The 22112-nt window shown below is 55.0% G+C and carries 20 protein-coding genes and 1 riboswitch; of the genes, 2 read left to right on the top strand and 18 right to left on the bottom strand.

What is annotated here, in order from left to right:
• Positions 1-74 precede the first annotated feature (74 nt).
• A complete protein-coding gene (gene punC / locus VV869_RS07130; RefSeq protein ID WP_337734296.1) occupies positions 75-1298 on the bottom strand; it encodes a purine nucleoside transporter PunC in 1224 nt (407 codons plus the stop codon).
• Between the two features lie 103 nt (positions 1299-1401).
• On the opposite strand from punC, the gene punR reads away from it, so the two are divergent.
• Entirely contained in the window at positions 1402-2304 is a 903-nt protein-coding gene (gene punR, locus VV869_RS07125; RefSeq protein ID WP_337734295.1) for a DNA-binding transcriptional activator PunR, read from the top strand.
• Here punR and VV869_RS07120 read toward each other — a convergent pair.
• The 3 genes from VV869_RS07120 to VV869_RS07110 form a co-directional block, all read right to left on the bottom strand.
• The gene (locus tag VV869_RS07120; protein WP_337734294.1) at positions 2301-2498 is read right to left on the bottom strand and encodes a DUF2986 domain-containing protein; all 198 of its coding nucleotides are present in this window, start codon (positions 2496-2498) and stop codon (positions 2301-2303) included. The genes punR and VV869_RS07120 overlap by 4 nt on opposite strands.
• A 167-nt stretch (positions 2499-2665) precedes the next feature.
• Positions 2666-3496 carry a formate dehydrogenase accessory sulfurtransferase FdhD gene (gene fdhD / locus VV869_RS07115; protein WP_337734293.1) on the bottom strand — a complete coding sequence of 277 codons (831 nt, stop codon included), beginning with the start codon at positions 3494-3496 and terminating at the stop codon, positions 2666-2668.
• 115 nt (positions 3497-3611) lie between these two features.
• Positions 3612-4517: a LysR family transcriptional regulator gene (locus VV869_RS07110; RefSeq protein WP_337734292.1), complete on the bottom strand. Its 906-nt coding sequence runs from the start codon at positions 4515-4517 to the stop codon at positions 3612-3614.
• A gap of 779 nt (positions 4518-5296) precedes the next feature.
• Between VV869_RS07110 and VV869_RS07105 the strand changes: the two genes are divergently transcribed.
• Entirely contained in the window at positions 5297-7621 is a 2325-nt protein-coding gene (locus tag VV869_RS07105) for an FdhF/YdeP family oxidoreductase (protein ID WP_337734291.1), read from the top strand.
• A gap of 94 nt (positions 7622-7715) precedes the next feature.
• On the opposite strand, the gene VV869_RS07100 is transcribed toward VV869_RS07105, so the two are convergent.
• From VV869_RS07100 to VV869_RS07035, 14 genes are all read right to left on the bottom strand, one after another.
• Entirely contained in the window at positions 7716-8330 is a 615-nt protein-coding gene (locus VV869_RS07100; RefSeq protein ID WP_337734290.1) for a CDP-alcohol phosphatidyltransferase family protein, read from the bottom strand.
• A 41-nt stretch (positions 8331-8371) separates the two neighbouring features.
• Positions 8372-9079 carry an ATP-binding cassette domain-containing protein gene (locus tag VV869_RS07095; protein WP_337734289.1) on the bottom strand — a complete coding sequence of 236 codons (708 nt, stop codon included), beginning with the start codon at positions 9077-9079 and terminating at the stop codon, positions 8372-8374.
• Positions 9045-10775: an ABC transporter permease gene (locus VV869_RS07090; protein WP_337734390.1), complete on the bottom strand. Its 1731-nt coding sequence runs from the start codon at positions 10773-10775 to the stop codon at positions 9045-9047. Before VV869_RS07090 ends, VV869_RS07095 begins: the two co-directional genes overlap by 35 nt.
• A 64-nt stretch (positions 10776-10839) precedes the next feature.
• Positions 10840-12018, bottom strand: coding sequence for an ABC transporter substrate-binding protein (locus VV869_RS07085; RefSeq protein ID WP_337734288.1), 1179 nt, complete (start codon positions 12016-12018; stop codon positions 10840-10842).
• A gap of 4 nt (positions 12019-12022) precedes the next feature.
• Positions 12023-14251 (bottom strand): FAD-dependent oxidoreductase, encoded by a 2229-nt coding sequence (locus VV869_RS07080; protein WP_337734287.1) that lies wholly within the window; start codon positions 14249-14251, stop codon positions 12023-12025.
• 12 nt (positions 14252-14263) lie between these two features.
• Positions 14264-14854 carry a carboxymuconolactone decarboxylase family protein gene (locus VV869_RS07075; RefSeq protein ID WP_337734286.1) on the bottom strand — a complete coding sequence of 197 codons (591 nt, stop codon included), beginning with the start codon at positions 14852-14854 and terminating at the stop codon, positions 14264-14266.
• Positions 14855-15003: 149 nt separating this feature from the next.
• Entirely contained in the window at positions 15004-15396 is a 393-nt protein-coding gene (locus VV869_RS07070; RefSeq protein ID WP_337734285.1) for a hypothetical protein, read from the bottom strand.
• A gap of 320 nt (positions 15397-15716) precedes the next feature.
• Complete coding sequence (locus tag VV869_RS07065) at positions 15717-16310, bottom strand: TfoX/Sxy family DNA transformation protein (RefSeq protein ID WP_337734284.1); 594 nt, start codon at positions 16308-16310, stop codon at positions 15717-15719.
• A 127-nt stretch (positions 16311-16437) separates the two neighbouring features.
• Positions 16438-16543: riboswitch (cyclic di-GMP riboswitch) on the bottom strand.
• A gap of 276 nt (positions 16544-16819) precedes the next feature.
• Positions 16820-17827 carry an HTH-type transcriptional repressor PurR gene (purR, locus tag VV869_RS07060; protein ID WP_337734283.1) on the bottom strand — a complete coding sequence of 336 codons (1008 nt, stop codon included), beginning with the start codon at positions 17825-17827 and terminating at the stop codon, positions 16820-16822.
• Positions 17828-18297: 470 nt separating this feature from the next.
• The gene (locus VV869_RS07055) at positions 18298-19113 is read right to left on the bottom strand and encodes a heme ABC transporter ATP-binding protein (RefSeq protein WP_337734282.1); all 816 of its coding nucleotides are present in this window, start codon (positions 19111-19113) and stop codon (positions 18298-18300) included.
• Positions 19110-20147 (bottom strand): FecCD family ABC transporter permease, encoded by a 1038-nt coding sequence (locus tag VV869_RS07050; RefSeq protein WP_337734281.1) that lies wholly within the window; start codon positions 20145-20147, stop codon positions 19110-19112. The genes VV869_RS07055 and VV869_RS07050 overlap by 4 nt, the downstream gene beginning before the upstream one ends.
• A gap of 20 nt (positions 20148-20167) precedes the next feature.
• The gene (locus VV869_RS07045; RefSeq protein ID WP_337734280.1) at positions 20168-21004 is read right to left on the bottom strand and encodes a heme/hemin ABC transporter substrate-binding protein; all 837 of its coding nucleotides are present in this window, start codon (positions 21002-21004) and stop codon (positions 20168-20170) included.
• Complete coding sequence (locus tag VV869_RS07040; RefSeq protein WP_337734279.1) at positions 21001-21423, bottom strand: ExbD/TolR family protein; 423 nt, start codon at positions 21421-21423, stop codon at positions 21001-21003. Before VV869_RS07040 ends, VV869_RS07045 begins: the two co-directional genes overlap by 4 nt.
• On the bottom strand, positions 21420-22112 hold the full coding sequence (locus tag VV869_RS07035) for a MotA/TolQ/ExbB proton channel family protein (protein ID WP_337734278.1): 693 nt from the start codon (positions 22110-22112) through the stop codon (positions 21420-21422). Before VV869_RS07035 ends, VV869_RS07040 begins: the two co-directional genes overlap by 4 nt.

The raw sequence follows: 22112 nt of genomic DNA, 5'->3' as shown, positions 1-22112 counted from the left end.
AGGTTGCGGTGTAAAAGAAAGGCTGCCGGATGGCAGCCTTGTATGCGGAAAGGGTTATGTGATTCTTGACGGAATCAGCGGCTCGCTTGCTCTGCCAGGGCGGCGGATTGCAGCCCCTGGCGACGCGATTGAACAACCAGCGCATAGCCGGTTAAGGCGATGAAGCTCGTCGCGAACATGGCGATAGTCACCGTGTACAGGCCATAGCCCGAGAAAGCCGAGACCAGGCCACTGGCCGCAAAACAGACGGTCGTTTGCAGGAAGTTCAGTAAACCGGCAGCAGTGGCACTACAGTTTTTAAAATCTTCCAGCGCCTTGTTGATCACAATCGGGTAAATTGCGCCGTTGGCGACAGCCAGCAGACAGAATGGACCCAGGATCGGCCAGATGGTTGTCGGCTCGGTGTTGAGTGCAATCAGCAGCATCGCCGTCACACTGCCAACAAACAGTTTCAGGATCCATGGCAGGACACGCTGACCGTCAAACTTATTGAGCAGTGCCCGGCAGCCATAACCGCCAACAATGAAGGCCACGGTTTGCGGGGCGTAGCTCAGGCCGATATCGGCACCGGAGTAGCCCATCGCAGACATGACGAATGGCGACCCGGTCAGGTAGGCAAAGAAGGCTGCAGAACAGGCCGCAAAGATGAGCATATTTCCGACGAACTTTTTTGAACTTAGAATCTGGCGATAGTCCCGCTGAAGCTGAGTCAGGACTTTCTCCTGTTTTTTATCCATTTTGGCGCTTTCAGATTCTTTTAGCGTCATCATGGCCAGAATGACCCCAAAAGCAACCAGGGCAACGAAAATGCTGCGCCAGCCGAACTGATCCTCCAGCATCGCACCAGCTAATGGTGCCAAGGCCGGAGACAAGGCCACCAAAGGCATAATGGTCGCGAAGACGCGCTCTGAGACTTTGCCTTCATAGCGGTCAACAACCACTGCCTGCCAGATGACTGTGGCACTACAGGCGCCCAGGGCCTGCGCAAAACGAGCTATTAACAGGACTTCAATATTGGGTGCAAATGCACACAGCAGTGAAGCCAGACTGAACAGGACCATACCGCCCATCAGGACTTTAATCCGGCCAATTCGGTCAGACAGCGGGCCGTAGACCAGCTGGCCCAGCGCCATACCCAGCAGGAAAATACTGAGGGACAAGCCGATCAGCGATTGAGAAGTGTTGAATTCAGTTTGCATGGTGGCAAAAGCCGGCAGATACATATCTGTGGCCAGAAAGCCCAGCATGCTGAGAAATGCAAACCAGAGGAGTGTGATTTTTGAAGGTTGGGTGTTCATAAAAGTGGCTTTATCAATTTCAATTTTTCGCTAGTTTAAGTCTGGCTGTCCGTGGTGTGAAACGGTAAAATTTCAACACTGCTTTCAAAAAATTTGATGTGATATGTTTTCGTACAATGAACTGCAAGTCATTGATGTGGTTGCCCGCAGGGGAAGTTTCTCCGCGGCGGCTGAAGAATTGCACAAAGTCCCCAGTGCGATCAGCTACACCGTCCGCCACGTTGAGGAGCGGCTGGCGGTTGCGTTGTTCGTCCGGCTCCATCGTCAGGTTCAGTTGACACCGGCCGGAAATTATTTCGTCGAAGAAGCCCGCCAGCTCATCAAGCAGATGGAGCAGGTGAAGCTGCAAACCCAGCGGGTGGCCAACGGCTGGTCGCAAAATGTATCCGTGGCGTTGGATACTGTGGTGCGGGAAAGCCGGGTGAATACGCTGGTCCGGGACTTTTATCGGCATTTTCCGGATGTCGAGCTGCATTTGTCGATGGAAGTGTTCAACGGGGTCTGGGATGCCCTGGCAGATGGCCGGGCCGATCTGGTCATTGGCGCGACGGCTGCGGTGCCGGTGAGCGGGACATTTGATTATCGGGATATGGGCACGCTGGGCTGGACGTTTGTGGTCGCCCCGGATCATCCGCTGGCAACAGCGGAAACAGCGCTGGAACCGGAAGCGCTGGCAAAGTATCCTGCGATCTGTCTGGAAGATACCGCCCGGGTGCTGCCCAAACGGGTCACCTGGCTGATGGATAACCAGCGTCGGATTATGGTGCCGAACTGGCACAGTGCAATGCAGTGTCTGAAGGCCGGATTAGGGATCACTGTGGTGCCGGAGCACATGGCCAGGCCCAGAATTGCGGCTGGTGAGCTGGTGGAAAAGCAACTGGCCAATCACCCGCCGGTGAGTCCTTGTTGCCTGGCCTGGAACAAGGAACGTTTAAACCCGGCGCTGAGCTGGCTGTTGGATTATCTGGGAGACAGCGAGCAATTGCACCGGGAGTGGATGCGTTAGTCCGCGGACTGATCGGACGCACATGCTTCGGCGGCCGGTACGACGGTATCGGTTTGATTATCAGTCGCTTCTGCGTCCATTTGGGCCCGTTCAGCCTTGGAAATATAACGGGGCTTATTGCTCCGGTGCAGTTTGGCGTTTTGTTTCTTCTGTCTTTTCTTCAGGGCTTCGTTTATTTTTTTCTTACGATTCATGGTGCTTCTGCTGGTCAACTAATACGATTTAAGCACGCCACGGCGTCTGAGCCGGGTTTTGTGCCGGTTTCACCTCGTCTATCGCGTGAGTCCGGTTGGCACAGTGTGACGCTGGCGAGGGCCAAGCATACCAGAAAACATTCGGGTACACGCCATTGTCTTTGACATCATGGCGCAGGACTGTAGCAGCGGGCCGGGCTGTGTTTGGGAAGGTGGATCAGATTCAGGTGGTTTCGGCGGGCCCATTGTACGGTCAGTGCGGTGGGGGCAGAAAGGGTGACCAGTGTGCCGATTTGGGCTCGCACGGCTTTATGGATCAACTCTAGGCTGCAACGACTGGTCATCACCGCAAAGCCTTCTCTCGGATCGATATCGTCGTTCGCCATCGCACCAATGAGTTTATCCAGCGCATTGTGACGGCCGATATCTTCGCGGCACAGGACAATTTCTCCGGCCGGATTGGCATACAGGGCGGCATGCAGGGCACCGCTTTGTCGCGCGGCAACCTGAGCCAGACGGATGCGCTCGCGTAAACCTTCCAGGCTGGATGTCCGGGGCAGGGGAGCGGGTTGGAGCGGCTCAAGTTGGGGCAGGGCCTGCTCCAGGGCTTCCACACCACAGATCCCGCACCCGCTGGTGCCCGCGAGATGGCGGCGATTCTGCTTCATGGCCCAGAAAGCCCGGTTCGAAATCTCAACGGCTGCATGGTGGGATTCGCACGCGGCCGTGATCTCGATATCATAAATTTCGCGAAAGGAGTGAACCATGCCGGTACTCAGGCTGAACCCTCTGACAAAATCTTCGAGGTTCCCCGGGGTGACCATCATGACTGCCTGATTGATGCCGTTATAACTAATGGACAAGGCAGACTCGCTCGCCAGGGCAAAATGCCCCACAGTTTGCTCTTCCCCCAGCGCCTGATAACAGAACAGATCCGGGAGCGGCGGTGCGGTGTTGATATCGCAAGCTTCGGACAGCGGTATCACGGGGTCATTCATGGTCATGCCTTCCTGTTGTGAGTTCTATATTGATGGCCTTAAGGTGCTGTTGCTGCTGTTTGGGCCACCTGCGTCGGGTGTTCGGATGATGTGCATGTTGTTCGTCGCTGCCGGATTAAGCCGGTGAGGGCATTGCTGCGGTTGCAAAAATGGTTTTTGCTTCGGCAAAACATTGCTCAGCCAGTGCCGAGCGTGGCGCGGTCCGGCGCATCAATAACCCGATGGGCGATTTTACATCCGCGCCGCGGATCGGCACGATCCGCAGGTGGTCATTCAGATCTTCCAGCCCGCTGCGCAGCGGCATCACGGCACAACAGATGCCGGCACTGACGGCCTGGATGAGCTGGAAGGTTGAATCGCCTTCCAGGACAATTTGCGGCACTAATCCCTTACTGCTGAAACTCAGATCAATCGACTGCCGGTAATACATGCCTTTGGTCAGTAAACCGAGCGGGATCTGATCCAGTCGGTCCCAGGTGAGTTCAGGTTCTGAAAAATCAAAATGGCGTACGTCATGCAGCAGCCCCATACTGGTGGCAGAGAGCTTGATGACGTCGAAATGCGTAGTATCGACCTGCTCCAGATAGCACAAGCCCAGATCCAGTTGATTGCGATTGAGGCCATCAATCACCTGCTCTGATGTCATGGAAGACAACTGATAGCGGAGTTCGGGGAAACGTTGTGACAGGGGCTTGAGCAGTTGCATCGGATTCTGGCTCGCCAGCGGCACCATGCCCAGACGCAGGCTACCGACCAACTGGCCACGGCAGTTTGCTGCTTCTGCCTGAAGCCCGTCGTGCGCGGCTAACACGGTTCTCGCCCAGGCGAGGATTCGCTCCCCGGCCTCGGTAAACCCTTCAAAGCGCTGCCCCCGTTCGATCAAGACCAGATCGAGCTCATCTTCCAGATTCCGGATCCGCATCGACAGCGTCGGCTGTGTGATATGACACAGTGCTGCGGCCTGGCCGAAGTGCCGGGTCTGATCCAGGGCGATGAGGTATTTGAGTTGCTTGATATCCATAAAATTCCGGGTCACATTCTCGCAGGCAGAGCGGCCACACTTGCTTGTTGCATGGGGCCCAATGATCTGTCGCACGATGGTTGCTTATCTGGTGCTTTTTTATTGCGCACCATTTCATATGAGTCTTTCAGGATACACGAATACTGAAACGAGTGGGCTGTGGCCACGTCGAATCGGTGGCCATGATTTACGGGGCGTGCTGCAAGGCTGGGACGCAAGGGACCTTCTCAATCCGATCAGTCTCGCCATATATCAGATAAAACGAACCATCAATTTGATCTAAATCAAGGGTAGGGTTGCGGTACATTTGAGTCAAATGAGTTGTATTTATGGTGTGATAGATGCCATCTATCATGCGACGCGATTGCGTCACCGCTCAATGGATAGACATCTCAAAAAAAGCAGTCGCTTACATCGGTGGTTTTGGGCGGCTTGCAGGGGAGGTAATCCTGCTTGCAGGCTTCGTGATAGATAATATTGATGGATAGGTAAATGCTTTCAATTGGACGCTCATCAGCGAAGTGAATAATCTTTGACGCAAATCAAAGTAATTGCATGACCATCTGCTGGGTTGCAATTGCCTGAACCACAATCAATGAGCGTCATACAGGTTGTTTGAGAAAGCCGTTTGTTTTAGATAACCGTTTGTTTTAGATAACAGCACGTTTGAGAAAAACCCGTTCCTGAAAACCCGTTTTTAGTCAAACGTCCGGTGCCTTTGTCAGAAGCAGCACATTCGCTGTCTCGTTCATTGTTCTCGCCAATCGAGGAATACCTTCATGAGTCAAAAAGAACATATCAGAGATTATAAGGCACCGGCCGGAGGATGGGGCGCGCTGAAAAGTGTCACCAAGAGCTGGCTGGGCAGCGAGAACGCCTTTCGTAACCTGAGAATCATGCTGAAAACGAACCAGAATGGTGGGTTTGACTGTCCGGGGTGTGCCTGGGGTGAATCGCCTGAAGATGGCATGGTGAAGTTCTGTGAGAATGGTGCGAAGGCTGTGAACTGGGAGGCGACCAACCGACGGGTCGACCCGGACTTTTTTGCGACATACAGCGTGTCTGATTTAAAACAACAGACAGATTACTGGCTGGAATATCAGGGACGTCTGACACACCCGATGCGCTATGATGCCACCACCGATCGCTACGTCGATACGTCGTGGGAAGATGCCTTTGCGCTGATTGCGAAGCACCTGAACGATCTGGATTCACCCGATCAGGCGGAGTTCTATACCTCCGGCCGGGCCAGTAACGAAGCTGCTTATTTGTACCAGTTATTTGTGCGCGCTTTCGGCACCAATAACTTCCCTGATTGCTCGAATATGTGCCACGAAGCCAGCGCGATTGCGATGTTTGACACCATCGGCGTGGGTAAAGGAACTGTGGTATTTCAGGATTTAGAAGAGGCTGATGCAATTTTTGTAATTGGCCAGAACCCCGGTACCAACCATCCGCGAATGCTGGATCCGCTGCGAGAAGCGGTTAAGCGCGGCGCGCAGGTGATTTGCCTGAACCCGCTGAAAGAACGCGGGCTGGAACGTTTTCAAAATCCACAGCTCCCGATTGAAATGTTGCGTAATGGCTCGGAACCAACCAACACTGCCTATTTCCGTCCGGCACTTGGCGGTGACATGGCCGTATTCCGTGGCATGGCGAAATTCTTGCTGAACTGGGATCGCGAAGCGCAGAAAAACGGCGAACCGGCGGTATTTGATCATGCCTTTATTCAAGAGCACACCAGCGGCTTAGATGATTATCTGAACACGGTGGATGCGACAAGCTGGGCGCATATCGTCGAGCAATCCGGCTTAACTATCGAAGAGATTGAAGTACTGGCACGGATGTACCGCCGGGCTGACAAAGTCGTGATGTGCTGGGCGATGGGGCTGACCCAGCATCGTCACTCAGTGCCGATTATTCAGGAAATTGTGAACCTGCAATTGCTGCGCGGCAATGTCGGCAAGGCCGGGGCGGGATTGTCTCCGGTCCGTGGTCACAGTAATGTGCAGGGAGACCGCACCATGGGGATCAATGAGAACCCGTCGGAAGCGTTCCTCAATGCGCTGGAAAAACGCTTTCAGTTTCAAGTGCCGCGCATGCATGGTCACAACACAGTGCAGGCCATTCAGGCGATGGAGGAGAAACGTGCCAAAGTCTTTATCGGCCTGGGCGGAAACTTCGCCCAAGCTACGCCGGATACCCCGAGAACACACGGTGCGCTCAGCAACTGTGAGCTGACAGTGCATATCGCGACGAAACTGAATCGCTCGCATCTGGTTACCGGACATGAGGCACTGATTTTGCCTTGTCTGGGACGAACTGAAATTGACCAGCAGGCCGAAGGACCGCAGGGCGTGACGGTGGAAGATACCTTCAGCATGGTCCATATCTCCTATGGGCAGTTGAAGCCGCGTTCCCCCATGCTGCGTTCGGAAACGGCGATTGTGGCGGGGATTGCCAAGGCGACACTCGGCAACCATCCGGTTGATTGGGATTGGGTCGTGGCCGACTACAGTCGGATCCGTGATTTGATCGCGGATACCATTCCCGGTTTTGACAACTTTAATGAGAAAATCAAGCACCCGGGTGGGTTCCATCTGGGGAATGCGGCGGCAAACCGAATGTGGAACACGCCAAGCAGTAAAGCGCAGTTCAGGGCGAACGCCTTGCCTACGCAGCTGGTGAAAGAAAGCGTGCTGGAGAACGGTGATAAACCGGATTTGATCCTGCAAACCATGCGTGCACACGATCAGTACAACACCACAGTGTACGGGCTGGACGACCGCTATCGCGGGGTGTTTGGCCTGCGTGAAGTGGTGTTTGCCAATGAAGCCGATATTCGTCGCCTGGGCTTTGAACCGGGTGAAAAAGTGGATCTGGTCTCGCTGTGGGACGATGGTCGTGAGCGCCGGGTGTCCGACTTTGTGCTGGTGGCTTATGATATTCCACCGGGTCAGGCTGCAGCGTACTATCCGGAAACGAACCCGCTGGTCCCGCTGGAAAGCTACGGGGATCGCACGTTTACCCCGACCTCCAAGTTTATCGCGATCAAGCTGGAAAAGGCCAAGCCAAGCATGATGATCCCGACCCAGCAAAGCTAGCAAATACAACGGGATCACGCATTAATAACGACGCCGCAGATCGGAAACGATCTGCGGCATTTTTGGATTGAGTGAGTGGTTTCCGTGAGCGTTTTCAGGGCTGCGCTTTGAGCGTCTGATAGCCGGCCCAGATCCGGGTGATGGTGGTGATCCAACACAGCCCGCCGAAGATCCAGGCGATCAGCGCAAAGTACTGTGGCAGCAAACAGCACAATACGAAGCAGGCGATGGTTTCGGTGCCTTCGGTTAGCCCGCCGACATAGTACAGTGATTTTTGTTGGTAGACCGGGCTTTCCAGGTTGCGTTTGCTGGCCATCACCGCAAAGGCCAGAAAGCTGGAACCGGTCCCGACAAAGGCAAAGATCAGAAACGCCCCGGCAACCGCATTGGCCTCAGGGTTTGCCAGTACAAAACCGAACGGGATCAAAGAGTAGAAAAGGAAATCCAGCGTGATATCGAGAAACCCGCCGCAGTCGGTGATCCCCTGACGTCTGGCAACTGCGCCGTCCAACCCGTCAAAGAGCCGGTTGATGACAATGAATGCCAACGCCCAGCCATATTGCTCCCAGGCAAGGGCGGGCAGGGCCAGCAGCCCGATGATAAATCCGGCCAGAGTAATTTGGTTGGCGTTGAGCCCCATTTTGTCCGGTAGCGCGGACAGCGATTGCAGCGGCCAGCGGATCACTTTGATGGCATAACGATCTAACATACGATTTTCTCAAGTTGTTTCATAATCTTTTGTCTTCTGGTTCAGGAATTCGCCTTTCGGGCGTTGTGATGGCTTGCTCTGGCGGATTCGCGTCCAGAATCCTGTTCAACCGATTCGGTATGCCAGGGCCAACGTAATACGTCGCCCCCGGGCGGAATGTCATCATCATCATGGGTGACCATCAGCGCTGGGATGGCCTGCTGGCGGATCTGCTCAAACACAAACTGGCGAAACTCGCTGCGCAGTGCTTTATCCAGTTTATTGAACGGCTCATCGAGCAGAATTGCATGGGGTTTGGACAGCAAGGTGCGCATCAGGCTGATCCGGGCACGCTGGCCACCGGAGATTTCGTCGGGCATCTGATTGGCCAGTCCGCTGAGCCCGAGCTGGTCAAGAGTTGCCTGTGCCTGGGCTTTGCGAGCAGCACCTTTGACGGTCTTGGGTAAGCCGAACGCCAGGTTTTCCCATACGTTGAGGTGCGGAAACAGCAAGTCATCCTGAAATAGAATACCAATGCGGCGCTGATCCGGTGCCAGAGGTGACATGTTCTCGCCATTGAGTTCAATCTTACCCGAGAGCTGGAAAACCGGGCTTAAATGACCGGCAACGGCACTGAGCAGTGTGGACTTCCCACAACCGCTCGGCCCCATCAGGGTTAGGATTTCGCCGGGCGCGATCTGAAAGGTGAGTGGCGAAAACATCGCCTGATCCCGGTTATTTATAGTGAGGTTTTCCACAGATAAGGTCATCCGTGTGCTCGCTCCGTTGTTGGGGACTGGTTCGGCGGAACCGTGCGCTAAAACGACTGGCCGCCATAGCCAGGGTAAAGAAAATGAGCGGCAGAATGCCCTGGATCAGACCATAGACGGCACTGACCCGGCGATCCTGTCCGCTCGCCAGCGCCACGGCCTCGGTGGTGATCGTGGAAATGCGCCCGGCACCGAGCATCTGGGTCGGCAGGTATTGCGCCAGGCTGACGCTGATCCCGACCGCGAGGCCGAGCCAGATCGCCGGCAACAGCAGTGGGCATTTGACCTGCCACCAAGTCTGCCAGCCGTTCAGGCCCAGACTCCGGGCCGTCTGATCGAGGCGAATATCGTAATGCCGCCACGGGCCGTCCAACGCCAGGTACAGGTACGGGAAGACGAACAGCAGATGGCTCCAGCAAACCCAGAGCCAGTACCACTGGCCGGGGATCCAGTAAGTGGTGATCTGAATGCCAAACAGCAGTGACAGTTGCGGGATCACCAAAGGCAGGGCAATCAGCCAACCGGGCAGGCCGCGCTGATATTTCTGTCGATACTCCAGACACGCGATCGCCAGCACCAGAGCAGCCAGACTGCTGATCAGGGCCAGGGTGACGCTGCTGGTCGCCAGTTCAATCAGCGAGGCAGATTCTTGTTGCCAGAACCAGCCACTGTAGCGGCTCGGCAGCAGATCCGGGAATCGCCACCGCTGGGCGACCGACCAAATCATCAATACCGGGACCACGATCAGCGGGATCGCAATAAAAGGCAATGCGATCGGCCAAAAACGCTGTCCGGTTAACTGTGACCGGGTCCGCCCCGTTTCGGGGTTGAGGGCAGGACCACTGAGCTGCCAGCGTCGGTCGTAATGTAAGCTCAGCCATTCTGTTGCGCGCAGCATCCCGAGTGTCAGCAAGGCAATTGCCAGCAAAAGCAGGGCGCCGACTGCCGCGCGCGGCAGCAGGGTTAAATCCGGTTCGTTAAACCATTGCCACACCAGCACAGCTAACGTGGGCGGCCGGGTGGGACCGAGGATCAGCGCAACGTCAACCACGGATAACCCGTAGGCGGTGACAGCAAAGATCGGCAACCGCATCCCGGGCAGCCATTGCGGCAGGATCACCTTGATCCAGCTTTCGTGTCGGCTGTAACCCAGCCCGGCGGACACGGCCAGTAGCCGGCTGACCTGAATTTGCTGCAACACGGCAATGCTCATCAGCAGCAGAAAAGGGGTTTCTTTGATGGCCAGAGCAACCATCAGGCCAAGACCGTATGGGTCCTGGATCAGGCTAAACCACCCGTCGGTGTTGAATCCGAAAAATTCCAGCAGCCGGAACAACCAGCCGGTCGGAGAAAAGGTAAAGGCAAAACCGATGGCGAAGGCGACATGGGGCATCGCCAGCATGGGTGACAAGGTGTGTTCTAAGAACTGCCAGCGGCGACTGCCCCAGTAGCGCTTCAGGATCACGAAGCAAAACATCGCCGCCAGCAACGTACTGCCAAGGCCGGTGAACAAGGTGAGGCCGATTGCGGCACTCAGCCCCGGCCAGTGCAGGACAGTGGTAAAGGCCTGGACCTTGGGGGTGGTCATACCCAATGCGGGCAGCCAGGAAAAAGCCGGGATCAGGATCCCCAATACCCCGGGGACAAATGGAAGGGCGCACAGGATCAGGGTGAGTAAATACAACAGGCGAATCATCATACATCTATATGACAGGACGCGAGATTGGACTCGCGCCCTGCCATGTTTTCCTTCTTGGTGATCAGCTGCCGTAGCGTTTTTGCCATTCGAGTTCCAGCGCGGTTAACCAGCTCGGGTGCGGTTCCGAAATGGACTTGAACAGGGAAAACCCTTGCGAACCGCCCGTTGCCAGCGAATCCGGTTTGAGTACGGACGGATCGCCCCAAATTTTGGCATCGGCCTTACGTAATTGGGCTTGCGGGCTCATCAGGAAATTGATCGCCACCAGTGCACCTTCTTTGGCACTGGCATTCCAGGGGATTGCCAGAAAGTGGATGTTCGACAGAGCCCCTTGCTGAAAGGCATACGTTTGGGCAGTTTCGGCCAGATTGCCATTGGCAATGGCGGCGTTGGCGGCGTTCGGATTAAAGGTGACGGCCAGCAATAATTGCCGGTCATCCAGCAATTGAATCATTTCGCTGGTGCCAGACGGGAACTGTTTGCCCTGTTGCCAGGCAACCGGATGGAGCTGGTCCAGATACTGCCACAGCGGCGCGGTGATCCGATCGAACTTGTCGTGCTCCGTCTTCGGGTCAATGGGCTGATACAGGGCTGCCTTGTCTGCGGTCAGTTCCAGCAGGGCGGCTTTGAGAAAACTGCTGCCGTGAAATTCCGGTGGCTGCGGGTAGCTGACTTTGCCGGGGTAGGCCTTGGCGAGGCTCAGGAGCTCTGCAAAGTTCTGCGGTGGATTGTTCAGGGTCAGCTTGTCATGAATAAACACCAACTGGCCGACGCCCCACGGCGCCTCCAGGCCATTGGTCGGCTCGGTAAAATCTTCATTGACCGGCAGGGACTTGTCCACCAGTGACCAGTTCGGCAGCGACTGGGTAAATGGTCCGTACAGCAGGTTGTTTTCTTTCATCGAGCGGAAGTTTTCGCCGTTAATCCAGACCAGATCGACACTGCCGTTCTGATTTTTCCCAGCGGTCTTTTCCGCCAGCAGGCGCTGCGCGGTTTCCGCGATGTCGGCAACTTTGACATGTTTAAGGCTGACACCGTACTGGTGTTGCAACTGGCGATCGGCCCAGCGCAGGTAATTATTGATCTCCTGGCTGCCGCCCCAGGCATTGAAATAAACGGTCTGCCCTCTGGCTTTGTCGACCGTTTGCTGCCATTGCTCAGCAGAGAGAGGTGCTTGGTTATCGGCGGTCGCAAATCCGGCGACCAATGACAGGGCGAACCCGGCGAGTAATTTTTTCATGAATTCAGTTGTCCCTTTCTTGGTTGAATCGGGTTTCGGATATCGTGCGTTTCGAGGTGTCTGCCTCGGCACCGGCGCGTTCACGACGCATCCAGCGGTGGTACTTTTCGACCCAGGCCAGCAGTGTCTGCGGGGCGTTAGCTCGTTTCCACACCCCGGCCGTGTATTTGGCGGCCTCGCTCATGGTCGGATACGGGTGCACAGTGCCGAGGATCTTGTTTAAGCCTAAGCCATGCCGCATCGCCAGGGTAAACTCAGCCAGCAATTCACCGGCACCCGTGCCGACGATTGTGGCCCCGAGAATCGTATCTTTGCCTTTGGGTGTAATGACTTTCACGAAACCGTGATCCGAACCATCGGTAATGGCCCGATCCAAATCATCCAGGCCGTAGGTGATCACATCATAATCAATGCCTTGCGATTTGGCTTCTGTTTCATTGATCCCGACCCGGGCCACTTCCGGCGCAGTGTAGGTCACCGCAGGGAGCACCGAGTAATCGGCTTTGAATTTCTTGAACTGACCAAACAGGCCGTTGATCGCGGCATACCAGGCCTGATGTGCCGCGGCATGGGTCAGTTGGAACGGACCGGCGACATCACCAACGGCAAAGATATTCGGGTACGCCGTCTGCATAAAGGCGTTGACCTGCACGGTGCCGCGCTCGGTGGTTTCGATCCCCAGCGCTTCAAGCCCGAATCCCTGCACATTGGCGACCCGGCCGAGGGCCAGTAATAGGGCATCGAATTCAACCACCACCTGTTTTTCCTGATTCCAATCGAGGTAAGCCCGGAACACGGGCTGCCCCTGGGCATCTTGCGTTGCTTCAAAGCGCATGGCGCGATGGCCGAGTTTGACGTCAACGCCATCGGATTGCAGGCTATGCATCACCAGTGCAGCGGCATCGGCGTCTTCACGCACCAGCAGTTGTTCGGCCATTTCGACCAGCGTAACGTGACTGCCGAGGCGGGCAAAGCTCTGGGCCAATTCACAGCCGATCGGGCCGCCGCCAAGTACCAGCAAGCGCTTCGGTTGGGTTTTTAGCGACCAGATGGTATCGGAGGTGTAGTAGTTGACTTTCTCTAAGCCGGGGATCGGCGGCACGAGCGGGCGGGCCCCGGTGGCAATCACAATATTGCGGGTGGTGATGCGCTGGCCGTTGACCTCAACTTCCCACGGCGACAGGATCCGGGCATCGCCCTGAATACAGTTGACCCCCAGTTTTGAATAGCGCTCCACCGAGTCATGGGGCTCGACCTTGCGGATCACCTGCTGCACCCGCGCCATCACCCGGGCAAAATCGACGGTCGGGTGGTCAGTGGTGATGCCGAATTCATCGGCACGGTTGATTTCAGCCATGGTATGCGCAGCACGGATCAGTGCTTTCGACGGCACGCATCCGGTATTGAGGCAATCGCCACCCATTTTATGGCGCTCGATCAGGGTCACTTTCGCTTTGACGGCAGCAGCAATGTAGGCACTGACTAACCCGCCAGCCCCTGCACCAATCACCACCATGTTCTGGTCGAACCGAGCCGGGCGGGTCCAGCCGGTGTAGATCCGACGGCGGTTGTACAGGTTCATCAGTCCTTTGGCACAGAGTGGGAAAATACCGAGCAGGGCCAGCGAGAAGAGGACTTGCGGTGAAATTACCCCGCTCAGCGAGTCAATTTCACCGAGCTGGGTCCCGGCATTGATATAAACCATGGTGCCGGCCAGCATCCCGAGCTGGCTGATGAGGTAGAACATCCGAGTGGAAATCGGCGTCAGGCCCATCAGCAGGTTGACCAGAAAGAACGGGAACACCGGGATCAGGCGCAGGGTAAACAGATACAGCGGGCCATCTTTTTCGATGCCTGCATTGATGGGGGCCAGACGGTGGCCAAACTTGTCCTGAACCCAGTCACGCAGAATATAGCGGCTGAACAGAAAAGCCAGGGTGGCACCGATGGAGCTGGCAAATGAGACCAGCAGCAGGCTCCACCAGAAGCCGAACAGCGCGGCGCCCAGCAGGGTCATGATGGCTGCGCCGGGCAGTGATAGTGCCGTCACACCAATATAAACCATAAAGTAAATCAGGCTGGCAACGAGCGGCTGACTGGCAATCGCATCCTGCAGGGCAAGTTGCTGCGTTTTGGCTTGCTCCAGGGTGAAGTACTGGCCGAGATCGAGCGCAAACCACAGCCCAATCAGGGTGGCAACAATGCCGAAAACGAGTATCTTTTTCTTGTTCATAGTGGTGATGACCTACTTGGGGCTGTTCGTTTGCCGTGTTGGCTGTTGATCCGTCTGCTCCGGCTGGATAGGCAGGGAGCAGAATCCCTGCGCAGGGACGTCCAGAGCGGTGTTAAATTTGGCCGAGAGATTTTGAAATGCGATCAAGGCCGTCAATTCGACCAGCGCATCCTCGTCGTACCATTGTGTGAGTGCCGACAGCATGGCATCGGTGACCTGTTGTCCGGTGATGGTGATGGCTTCGGCATAGCCCAGCACTGCTTGTTCCTCGGCGCTGAATAAATCACTTTGCTGCCAGTGTGACAGTGCTTTGATTTTTTCGATGGAGTCGCAGCGTTCGGCCAGCTTCATGCCGTTGGCATCGACACAAAACGCGCAGTGGTTGAGTTGCGACACCCGGACGCAGATCAGTGAGCGAATCACCGGGGTTAATGGCGATGATTTGCGGTCCAGATAGCCAAAGAATCCGGCAACCAGCCAAAACAGGGTGGGGCGTCGTCCCCATAACAAGGCCGGATTCAGAGGGTGGCCGTAATGGCGCTTCTGAAGCCAGAGGAGCGGCTTGATCAAAAATGAGTAATGTTGCTTGGCTGAAATACGCACGTGTGCCTCTTAGGTTGCCTGCGGGCCACATATGCAACAAAGATAGCACGAATCGTTGCGCAGGATGCAGCTCTACCGAATGGTATGAGACAAGACCGAACAACGGTTGGAAAACTTTCAGTTTTGAGAGAAAAAATCTTTAAATTCGTTTAGTTGAGCGAAATATAGACGGATTTGACCTCTTGTTGCTTTGCCATATCCGGAATGACAGGCTGGGATACAAACAGATAACCGGAGGCCAGTACCGGCAGTAAGGCGAGGGCCATGGTTTTGCCGATATGATAGTTGCGGTACCAGTATTTCTTGGCGCGGATTTTGAGCAAAATGCCCCATAAAAGCAGCAGGCCGTTGAACCCAGCAGTCAATGCCAGCACTTCATCGAGCATTGAAAACGGGGCCAGTTGCTGATGAACAACAAAGATAATAACAGTGGTTGGCAGAAGGTTCAGCAGGACCAACAGGCGCATCAGTTTTGGCCATTTGCAAAACTTGTCTTTGAACATCTGATTGGATTGTCCTGGAAAAGGCTGCGAGCTGTACATGATACCTTCCTTCCGGCTGCGTTGACGCCCCAATTCTACTGAGGTCGCATGGGATGAAAACCCTGTTGATGAATTTGTGAACAGCTTTGGGAGTGGTGTCAATCTTTGTCATTTTTTAACAGAAAAATGTCTTTCTGATGGTACAAATTTGACATGATACGGAGCAGCAAGAAAAGCCGTTCTGACCCGCATTGAGCGGCGCTCTGTGGTGCCTTCAACGCGCGCGTTCTGGGCGGGGAGGGATTGGCTGAGGGATGGGGAAGCCAAGCATAAAAAAAGAGACGGAAGCCGCCTCTTTTTCAGAATGAATCGGGAAGGATTCAGCTGTTGAGTTTTGACAACAGCTCGGAACGACGCTGCGGCGGAATGACGGACCAGTGACGTCCGCTTACTGCACCTTCCAACGCCCAGAGCAAGTCGAGACTGACCGTTTCCTGATGCGTTTCCTGCAGGGCTTTAAAAGCGTTCAATGCCCCGGCTTCGTAGAGTTCGTCGACGCTACAAATCCCTGCTTTTTTCAGCATTCGTTCGTTGGCTAAGCGCAGGTTAGGTAAGTCTTTAATCCGACTCGGGCCGGTCTGACTTTTCTTTTCCTTGTCCTGTTTAGCGGCTTCAAAAGACTGCTGTGCGTGTTCGATAATTTTTTCCGGCGCATCCCACCACTCCTCAGGAATTGCGAAGTGTTTGGTGACGACCGGAAAGCCACGCTTTTTGTAAACGTATGGGCTGAGGCCTGCTTGTTTAAATTGTTCTTCGTTTTCGGCATTGGCACGCAGGTGAAGTTTGTCGTTAACAACTAACGCAAACATGGTTTCGCCTGAGAAAATCCCAAAGCCACCAAACATTGAACGTGATTTTACATTTTCAAAACATTGAAACAGTCGAAGAGAATCTTTAAGTACTGGTTTGTCCATGCTTCTTTCTCGGTGAAAAATTTCTCGAGTCACCTAACAACAGAGCGAGGATTCAGATTAGCAAAATACGAAGAAAAGCAATGTCAGGGATTTGTCAGGATTCTGAACATGACTTCTTGCTACATCCATCGGCAACCCCGCTACCATAAGTCCACTTAGTTATTGATAATTAAGCTACTCTTAGGCCGGAGGCTTTGCGTCCCATCCTTTCGAATGGTTTGCCTTGTTCGTGACATTAATAAGCATATCTCAGAAGATATTTTTGAACTTGGTCCCATTTTTAAAAGTGTGATACCGCTCCCATAAATAGATTCTAAAGCCTGCTAGAGAAAATTTAAAACTTATTAAATTTTGAACAGGTTGATTGGGATTGGGCCACATTTAACACGTTATACGCTTTGAGAAATTGAGAATGTAAAGCTTCTGTCAGGGGAAGGTCAAAATTGCAACAAAAAACCGATAGCAAGCTATCGGTTTTTTTGAATGGAAAAATTGAAGTGGTTATGAAATCAGGTGTTTAGGTTCTTAACTGATTTTCGAACCACCAACTCAGGTGCCATTTCAAAGATCCGGCGCTCATGTTGTTTGTCTTTCACCCGCGCCATCAGGATTTCAATGGCTTTCTTACCCAGCCGTTGTTTCGGCTGGTGGATGGTGGTGAGCGGTGGTGAGAAGTACGGCGCCAGGTCGATATTGTCATAACCGATAATGGAGACATCATCCGGTACGCGCAGACCCGCTTGCTCAAACGTACTGATCAGCGCCATCGCCATGATATCGTTAAAGCAAAAAATCGCGGTCGGGCGCTCTTCCATGGCAATGAATTGCTTGGCAGCCGCCACGGCAGACTCACACTCGAAGTCACCTTCAATCAACCAGTCCGGATTGACGCTCAGATTGGCTTCAGCCATGGCTTTATGGAAGCCTTTGAGGCGTTCGCGGCAGGTGAGTTTTTCACTGTGACCGGTCAGGCAGCCAATTTTCTGGTGGCCGTGTTCAATAAAGTACTTGGTCGCGACATAGCCACCCAATTCCGCATTGTCCTGGATCTTGTCGGTGTGCGGGCTCTCCGGACCCCAGTCCATGACCACCATCGGCAGATCTTTCTGGCGCTCGAGCAGGGCCAGCAGTTTATCGTCCAGATCGGAACACATCACCAGTAATCCGTCGACCCGCTTTTCAGCCAGCATGCGCAGATAGTCACGTTGCTTTTCCAGGTTCCCTTCGGTGTTACACAGGATCAGCGTGTAGCCTTCGCCATAGCAATATTCTTCAACCCCATGTACAACTTCGGCAAAGAACGGGTTGGTTGATTTGGTCACCAACATGCCGATGGTTCGGGTGGTGTTACATTTCAGGCTACGCGCCACGGCACTTGGGGCATAGTTGAGCTCGTCTACGGCAGCCAGAACTTTCTTCTGGGTTGCTTCTGCAACAAACCGGGTTTTATTGATCACGTGAGACACTGTTGTGGTTGAAACACCTGCCAAACGTGCAACATCTTTAATCGTTGCCATACTTATTCTTCTAATAATTCAAAGCGGGCCTGGGCCCATTTCTCTTCATTGATCTGAACAGCATTCAACAGCCGCGCACCAAACTGAATAAGTATCTGGTTTGCTTCTTGGAGTCAGGCCAGATACTTGTTCAGTTTGGCATGATGATCTGCGTTCACAGAGATCATCATGCTGTTTCATACTGCGTATAAAACGTCAAAAAGCCGCTTCTCTTCCGAGCGGCTTTCTTGTTCTTCTCGCCTTTCAGGCGTTGCATTGTGTAATCGCTTGCGATCACATTCTACTGAGTGTAGCGCACAGTGCAACGTTTCTGTATCGCAAGGTAGTAATTCTTGATAGATATCAACAAACTCACTGCAAATTTTCTCAAATTGGATGCATATCTGGTGGTGTTTTTCATCTCGGCCATCGCTTCTCCCGGGGAAACCGGGAGAAGCGTGCCGGTGTTTATGCCGGTTGGACAGGCTTGCTTATCCTGCGGGTATCACGACCGGAAAATCTTGGGTCGGATGTTTGCTGACGTGGACCGGCCAGCCATAGACCCGCTGGATGATTTCGGGCGTTAAAGCCTGCCATGGCGTGCCATCAGCCTGTACTTTGCCTTGATTGATGATCACTAACCGATCGGCATATTGGGCGGCCAGATTGAGATCATGGATCACCACAATGACAGCAGCACCGGACCGGGCCAGCTCCCGGGCCACTTGCAAGGTCCGGTGCTGATGCGCGAGATCCAGGGCGGATGTCGGTTCATCCAGCATCAGGATACATTGCTCGCCCGCATGGCTGAGCTGGGTCAGCACCCGGGCCAGGTGAACCCGCTGTTTTTCACCGCCGGACAGGGTGGGGTACAGTCGGTCCTGAAGTGACAGGACATCGACCCGGCTCATGGTTTCAGTCGCCAGCGCTTGGGTGTCTTTTTTCGTCAGTTGCAGTGGGAGGCTGCCCAGCTCAACCACTTCCCGCGCTGTAAACGCAAAAGTCAGGTTGCTGTGTTGCGGCAGGACCCCAAGGTGTCTGGCGAGCATCGCCGGGGCATAGGTTTCCCGATCCTGACCGAAAAAATGTATCGTGCCGCCGCCGTCGGCTTCGCCACTCAGCACCTTGAGCAGACTGCTTTTCCCGGCCCCATTCGGACCAAGCAAAGCGGTCAGTTCGCCGCTGGCAAGACTCAGGCTGAAGTCATCAAGCAGTGTTTTGCCGCCCAGGGTCAGGTTGAGCGAGCGGGCTTCAATCGCTGGTGCCGTTTGCGTTGTTGCAGAGACAGGGTTCATGGCGATATTCATGACATTCTGCCTCGTTGTTTGACCAGCATGATGATAAAGAACGGCGCGCCGAGAATAGCGGTAATGATTCCGACCGGCAGTTCCGTCGGGGCCGCCACGACGCGGGCCAGCATATCGGCCACCAGCAACACCAGTGCGCCCAGCAGGGCTGAGAGCGGGAGCAGGATTTTATGGTTCGGGCCGCACAGCATCCGGCCCAGATGTGGGATGATGAGCCCAAGGAAACCGATCACCCCGCTCAATGAAACGCAAATGCCAACACCCGCGGCACAGAGCAGGATCAGGCGACGCTTGAGCCGCTGGACGTTGACGCCCATATGCCGCGCTTCCGCCTCCCCCAGCAAAAATGCATTGAGACCATTGGCGTCCTGATCAAACATCAGCACCAGCACACCAAGTGTGACAAATGCCAGGATGATCCCCGGCCAAGTTGCCCCGGCCAGCGAGCCCATGCTCCACAAAGACAGATCCCGCAGCGCTTGATCATCGGCCAGATAGTTCATCAGCCCCATCGCAGCACCGGAAAGCGCCGCAATGGCTACCCCGGCCAGTAGCATCACGGTGACAGAGGTGCCGTTTTTATCGGTCCCGAGACGGTAAACCAGATAGGTGCTGACCGCACCGCCGATAAATGCAAACACGGGCACGGTTCCGAGGGTTAGCAGCAAGGGATAACTCGCAGCCAACGGCGCAAACACGACAATCGCCAGCGCAGCCCCCAGGCTCGCCCCGCCGGAGACGCCGATGATGCCGGGATCTGCCAGCGGGTTCCTGAACAGGCCTTGCATGACCGCACCGCACAGAGCCAGGATGGCACCCACGGCAATACACAGCAGCGTACGCGGCAGGCGGATTTGGTGGATCACAATCTGAATATGTGCCGGAAGCTCGGCCTGCCAGGGCAGTAATGCCTTTAGGCTGTCGCTAAAACTAATCCCCATCGGGCCGACAACCACCGAGCTGGTGATCGCCACGGCCAGACTCAGCAGGCCCAGCGGGAAAATAATGGCGGCAGGAATGCGTTGAAACTGCATAGTGGTGAATTTCGGCTCTGTTAGTGTGGGTAGAACACAGTGTTTAAACGTTCGGCTTCGCTCAGGCTTTTCAAGCCCAGCCCGCCAATCAGCGCGGTACCATCGATGGTGGCGATGGCTTTGTTCTGTCCGGCCGGGGTGGCGATCAGCAGCGGCATTTGTTGTAACAAATCATCCGCGCTGCTAAGGTTGGCCATGGTTCGGGAACTCAGCAGAATGATATCGGGTTGCATCTCGACCATGGCTTCCACGGAAATAGGCTTGTAGGACTCGACGGCTTCGGCAGCCGGATTCACCCCACCGGCTAAAGCGATCACGGTATCGGCGGTGGTGTTGCGGCCGGCCACACTGGCCGGACGGCCTTCGCGGATCAACAAAAACAGGACTTTCTTCGGCGTTTGAGTTTGTGCCAGGTTCGCTTTGATAGCCGCCAGTTTCACCTGGACGTCTTCACGCAGTGCTGCCGCTTGAGTTTGCTTGCCGGTGAGCTCGCCGACCTGGTCTATTCGGATCAGCAAATCGTCCACGGTTTCCCCGGAGTTGAGGATATTCACGGTGATCCCGGCCTGGCGGAGCAGGTCCAGGGTCGATTTCGGCCCCATCTCGTTCGAACCCAGCAAACGGGTCGGATTTAATGCAATCAGGCTTTCAGCAGAAAGCTGACGGTGGTAGCCCAGCGTCGGCACTGAAGGTTCGACTAACGGCTTGCTGGTAATATCTACCGCTGCGATTTGCGACTGGGCACCGAGTGCATACATGAGTTCGGTAACGGCGGCCCCCGCACTGATGATCCGTTCATTGGCCCAGGCCGAGCTTGCCGTGAGCAGGAGTGCGGTTGCCAGAGCAATACGCTTCATGATTTATCCTCTTCCATTAAAAGTTGTGTGGCTTTGATATCCTGCTGCTGCAGGAACGCGAGCAGTTTGAGCATGTGTTCGACCGAACCGGATTTGTCTGCTCCGATCACCACGGGTTTGTCCGGATGTGTCTTGACCTCATTTAACAGGGCTTGGCTGAAAGCATCCCAAGTCTCGAATGGTTTGCCTTGCAAGGCCCAATACGGTGCATGTGCCATGAGGTTGATCGTGACCGGATCGGCCTCGGTAGTTTGCAGTGCCCGGGTGTCGGTTTGCGGCAGCTCGACTTCCAGCGACTGCAACTTCACGCTGGCCGTGAGCAGCAGGAACACCATCACGATGAAAATAATGTCGATCAGCGGGGTCAGATCCGGTGTCAGCTGGTCCTCATCCCGGGAGTTACTGGCGACCCGGATCATGGTTGTGTCTCGCCGGTTTGGGCCGTCGCTGAAGCTGTCACCTGGTTCGGGTTGGCCGGGTTCAGGCTCAATCCTTCAAGCCACAGGTTGCAATAGTTCAGGGTGTGTTCCATTTTGGCTGTGATCTGATCGGCCCACAGGCCCAGCAACTGGGCACCGGTAATGGCGGGCAGCGCGATAATCAGACCGGCGGCTGTGGTGCGCATCGCCAAGCCCAGGCCGTCGGCCAGATCGCCCGGAGTGACTGAGCCTGTGGTGGCCGCAATCCCTTTGAACATTTCAATCAGGCCCAGCACGGTGCCGAGCAGTCCGATCAGCGGACTGATCACGCCAATCAAAGTCAGCAATCGTAGCCCGGAGCGTAAATTGGCCCGCTTCTGCTGGAGCCAGATCCCGGCAGCATCTTCACGTAGCGGTTTGTCAAAGTGGCGGTAGGACAGCAGCATCGCAATGCCCTGATAGAGCAGGGGGCGCTTGCCGTGCAGGGACTCGGCCAGTTGAGTCAGGCCTGCTTCATTCTGGCGATCTTGCTCTGCCAGCAGGGCATTAATCTTACGACGGCCAACGCCGGTGCACAGCATGACCTGCAGACTGCGCTCCAGCAGGATCATCAGGGTCAAGGCTGAGCAGAGCAGCAGCGGCCAGGTCATCAGGCCAAATTGGGTTTGAAGTTGCGCGATGGTGTTCAT

Source organism: Photobacterium sp. MCCC 1A19761 (assembly GCF_037389125.1).
Lineage (GTDB): Bacteria > Pseudomonadota > Gammaproteobacteria > Enterobacterales > Vibrionaceae > Photobacterium.
The sequence above is the reverse complement of the archived record's forward strand: the minus strand, read 5'-3'. Positions and strand labels throughout refer to the sequence as shown.

Bases quoted from the DNA above. Each gene is read 5' to 3' on its own strand.
- punC (WP_337734296.1), bottom strand. From the start codon at position 1,298: ATGAACACCCAACCTTCAAAAATCACACTCCTCTGGTTTGCATTTCTC.
- punR (WP_337734295.1), top strand. From the start codon at position 1,402: ATGTTTTCGTACAATGAACTGCAAGTCATTGATGTGGTTGCCCGCAGG.
- VV869_RS07120 (WP_337734294.1), bottom strand. From the start codon at position 2,498: ATGAATCGTAAGAAAAAAATAAACGAAGCCCTGAAGAAAAGACAGAAG.
- fdhD (WP_337734293.1), bottom strand. From the start codon at position 3,496: ATGAATGACCCCGTGATACCGCTGTCCGAAGCTTGCGATATCAACACC.
- VV869_RS07110 (WP_337734292.1), bottom strand. From the start codon at position 4,517: ATGGATATCAAGCAACTCAAATACCTCATCGCCCTGGATCAGACCCGG.
- VV869_RS07105 (WP_337734291.1), top strand. From the start codon at position 5,297: ATGAGTCAAAAAGAACATATCAGAGATTATAAGGCACCGGCCGGAGGA.
- VV869_RS07100 (WP_337734290.1), bottom strand. From the start codon at position 8,330: ATGTTAGATCGTTATGCCATCAAAGTGATCCGCTGGCCGCTGCAATCG.
- VV869_RS07095 (WP_337734289.1), bottom strand. From the start codon at position 9,079: ATGACCTTATCTGTGGAAAACCTCACTATAAATAACCGGGATCAGGCG.
- VV869_RS07090 (WP_337734390.1), bottom strand. From the start codon at position 10,775: ATGATTCGCCTGTTGTATTTACTCACCCTGATCCTGTGCGCCCTTCCA.
- VV869_RS07085 (WP_337734288.1), bottom strand. From the start codon at position 12,018: ATGAAAAAATTACTCGCCGGGTTCGCCCTGTCATTGGTCGCCGGATTT.
- VV869_RS07080 (WP_337734287.1), bottom strand. From the start codon at position 14,251: ATGAACAAGAAAAAGATACTCGTTTTCGGCATTGTTGCCACCCTGATT.
- VV869_RS07070 (WP_337734285.1), bottom strand. From the start codon at position 15,396: ATGTACAGCTCGCAGCCTTTTCCAGGACAATCCAATCAGATGTTCAAA.
- VV869_RS07065 (WP_337734284.1), bottom strand. From the start codon at position 16,310: ATGGACAAACCAGTACTTAAAGATTCTCTTCGACTGTTTCAATGTTTT.
- purR (WP_337734283.1), bottom strand. From the start codon at position 17,827: ATGGCAACGATTAAAGATGTTGCACGTTTGGCAGGTGTTTCAACCACA.
- VV869_RS07055 (WP_337734282.1), bottom strand. From the start codon at position 19,113: ATGAATATCGCCATGAACCCTGTCTCTGCAACAACGCAAACGGCACCA.
- VV869_RS07050 (WP_337734281.1), bottom strand. From the start codon at position 20,147: ATGCAGTTTCAACGCATTCCTGCCGCCATTATTTTCCCGCTGGGCCTG.
- VV869_RS07045 (WP_337734280.1), bottom strand. From the start codon at position 21,004: ATGAAGCGTATTGCTCTGGCAACCGCACTCCTGCTCACGGCAAGCTCG.
- VV869_RS07040 (WP_337734279.1), bottom strand. From the start codon at position 21,423: ATGATCCGGGTCGCCAGTAACTCCCGGGATGAGGACCAGCTGACACCG.
- VV869_RS07035 (WP_337734278.1), bottom strand. From the start codon at position 22,112: ATGAACACCATCGCGCAACTTCAAACCCAATTTGGCCTGATGACCTGG.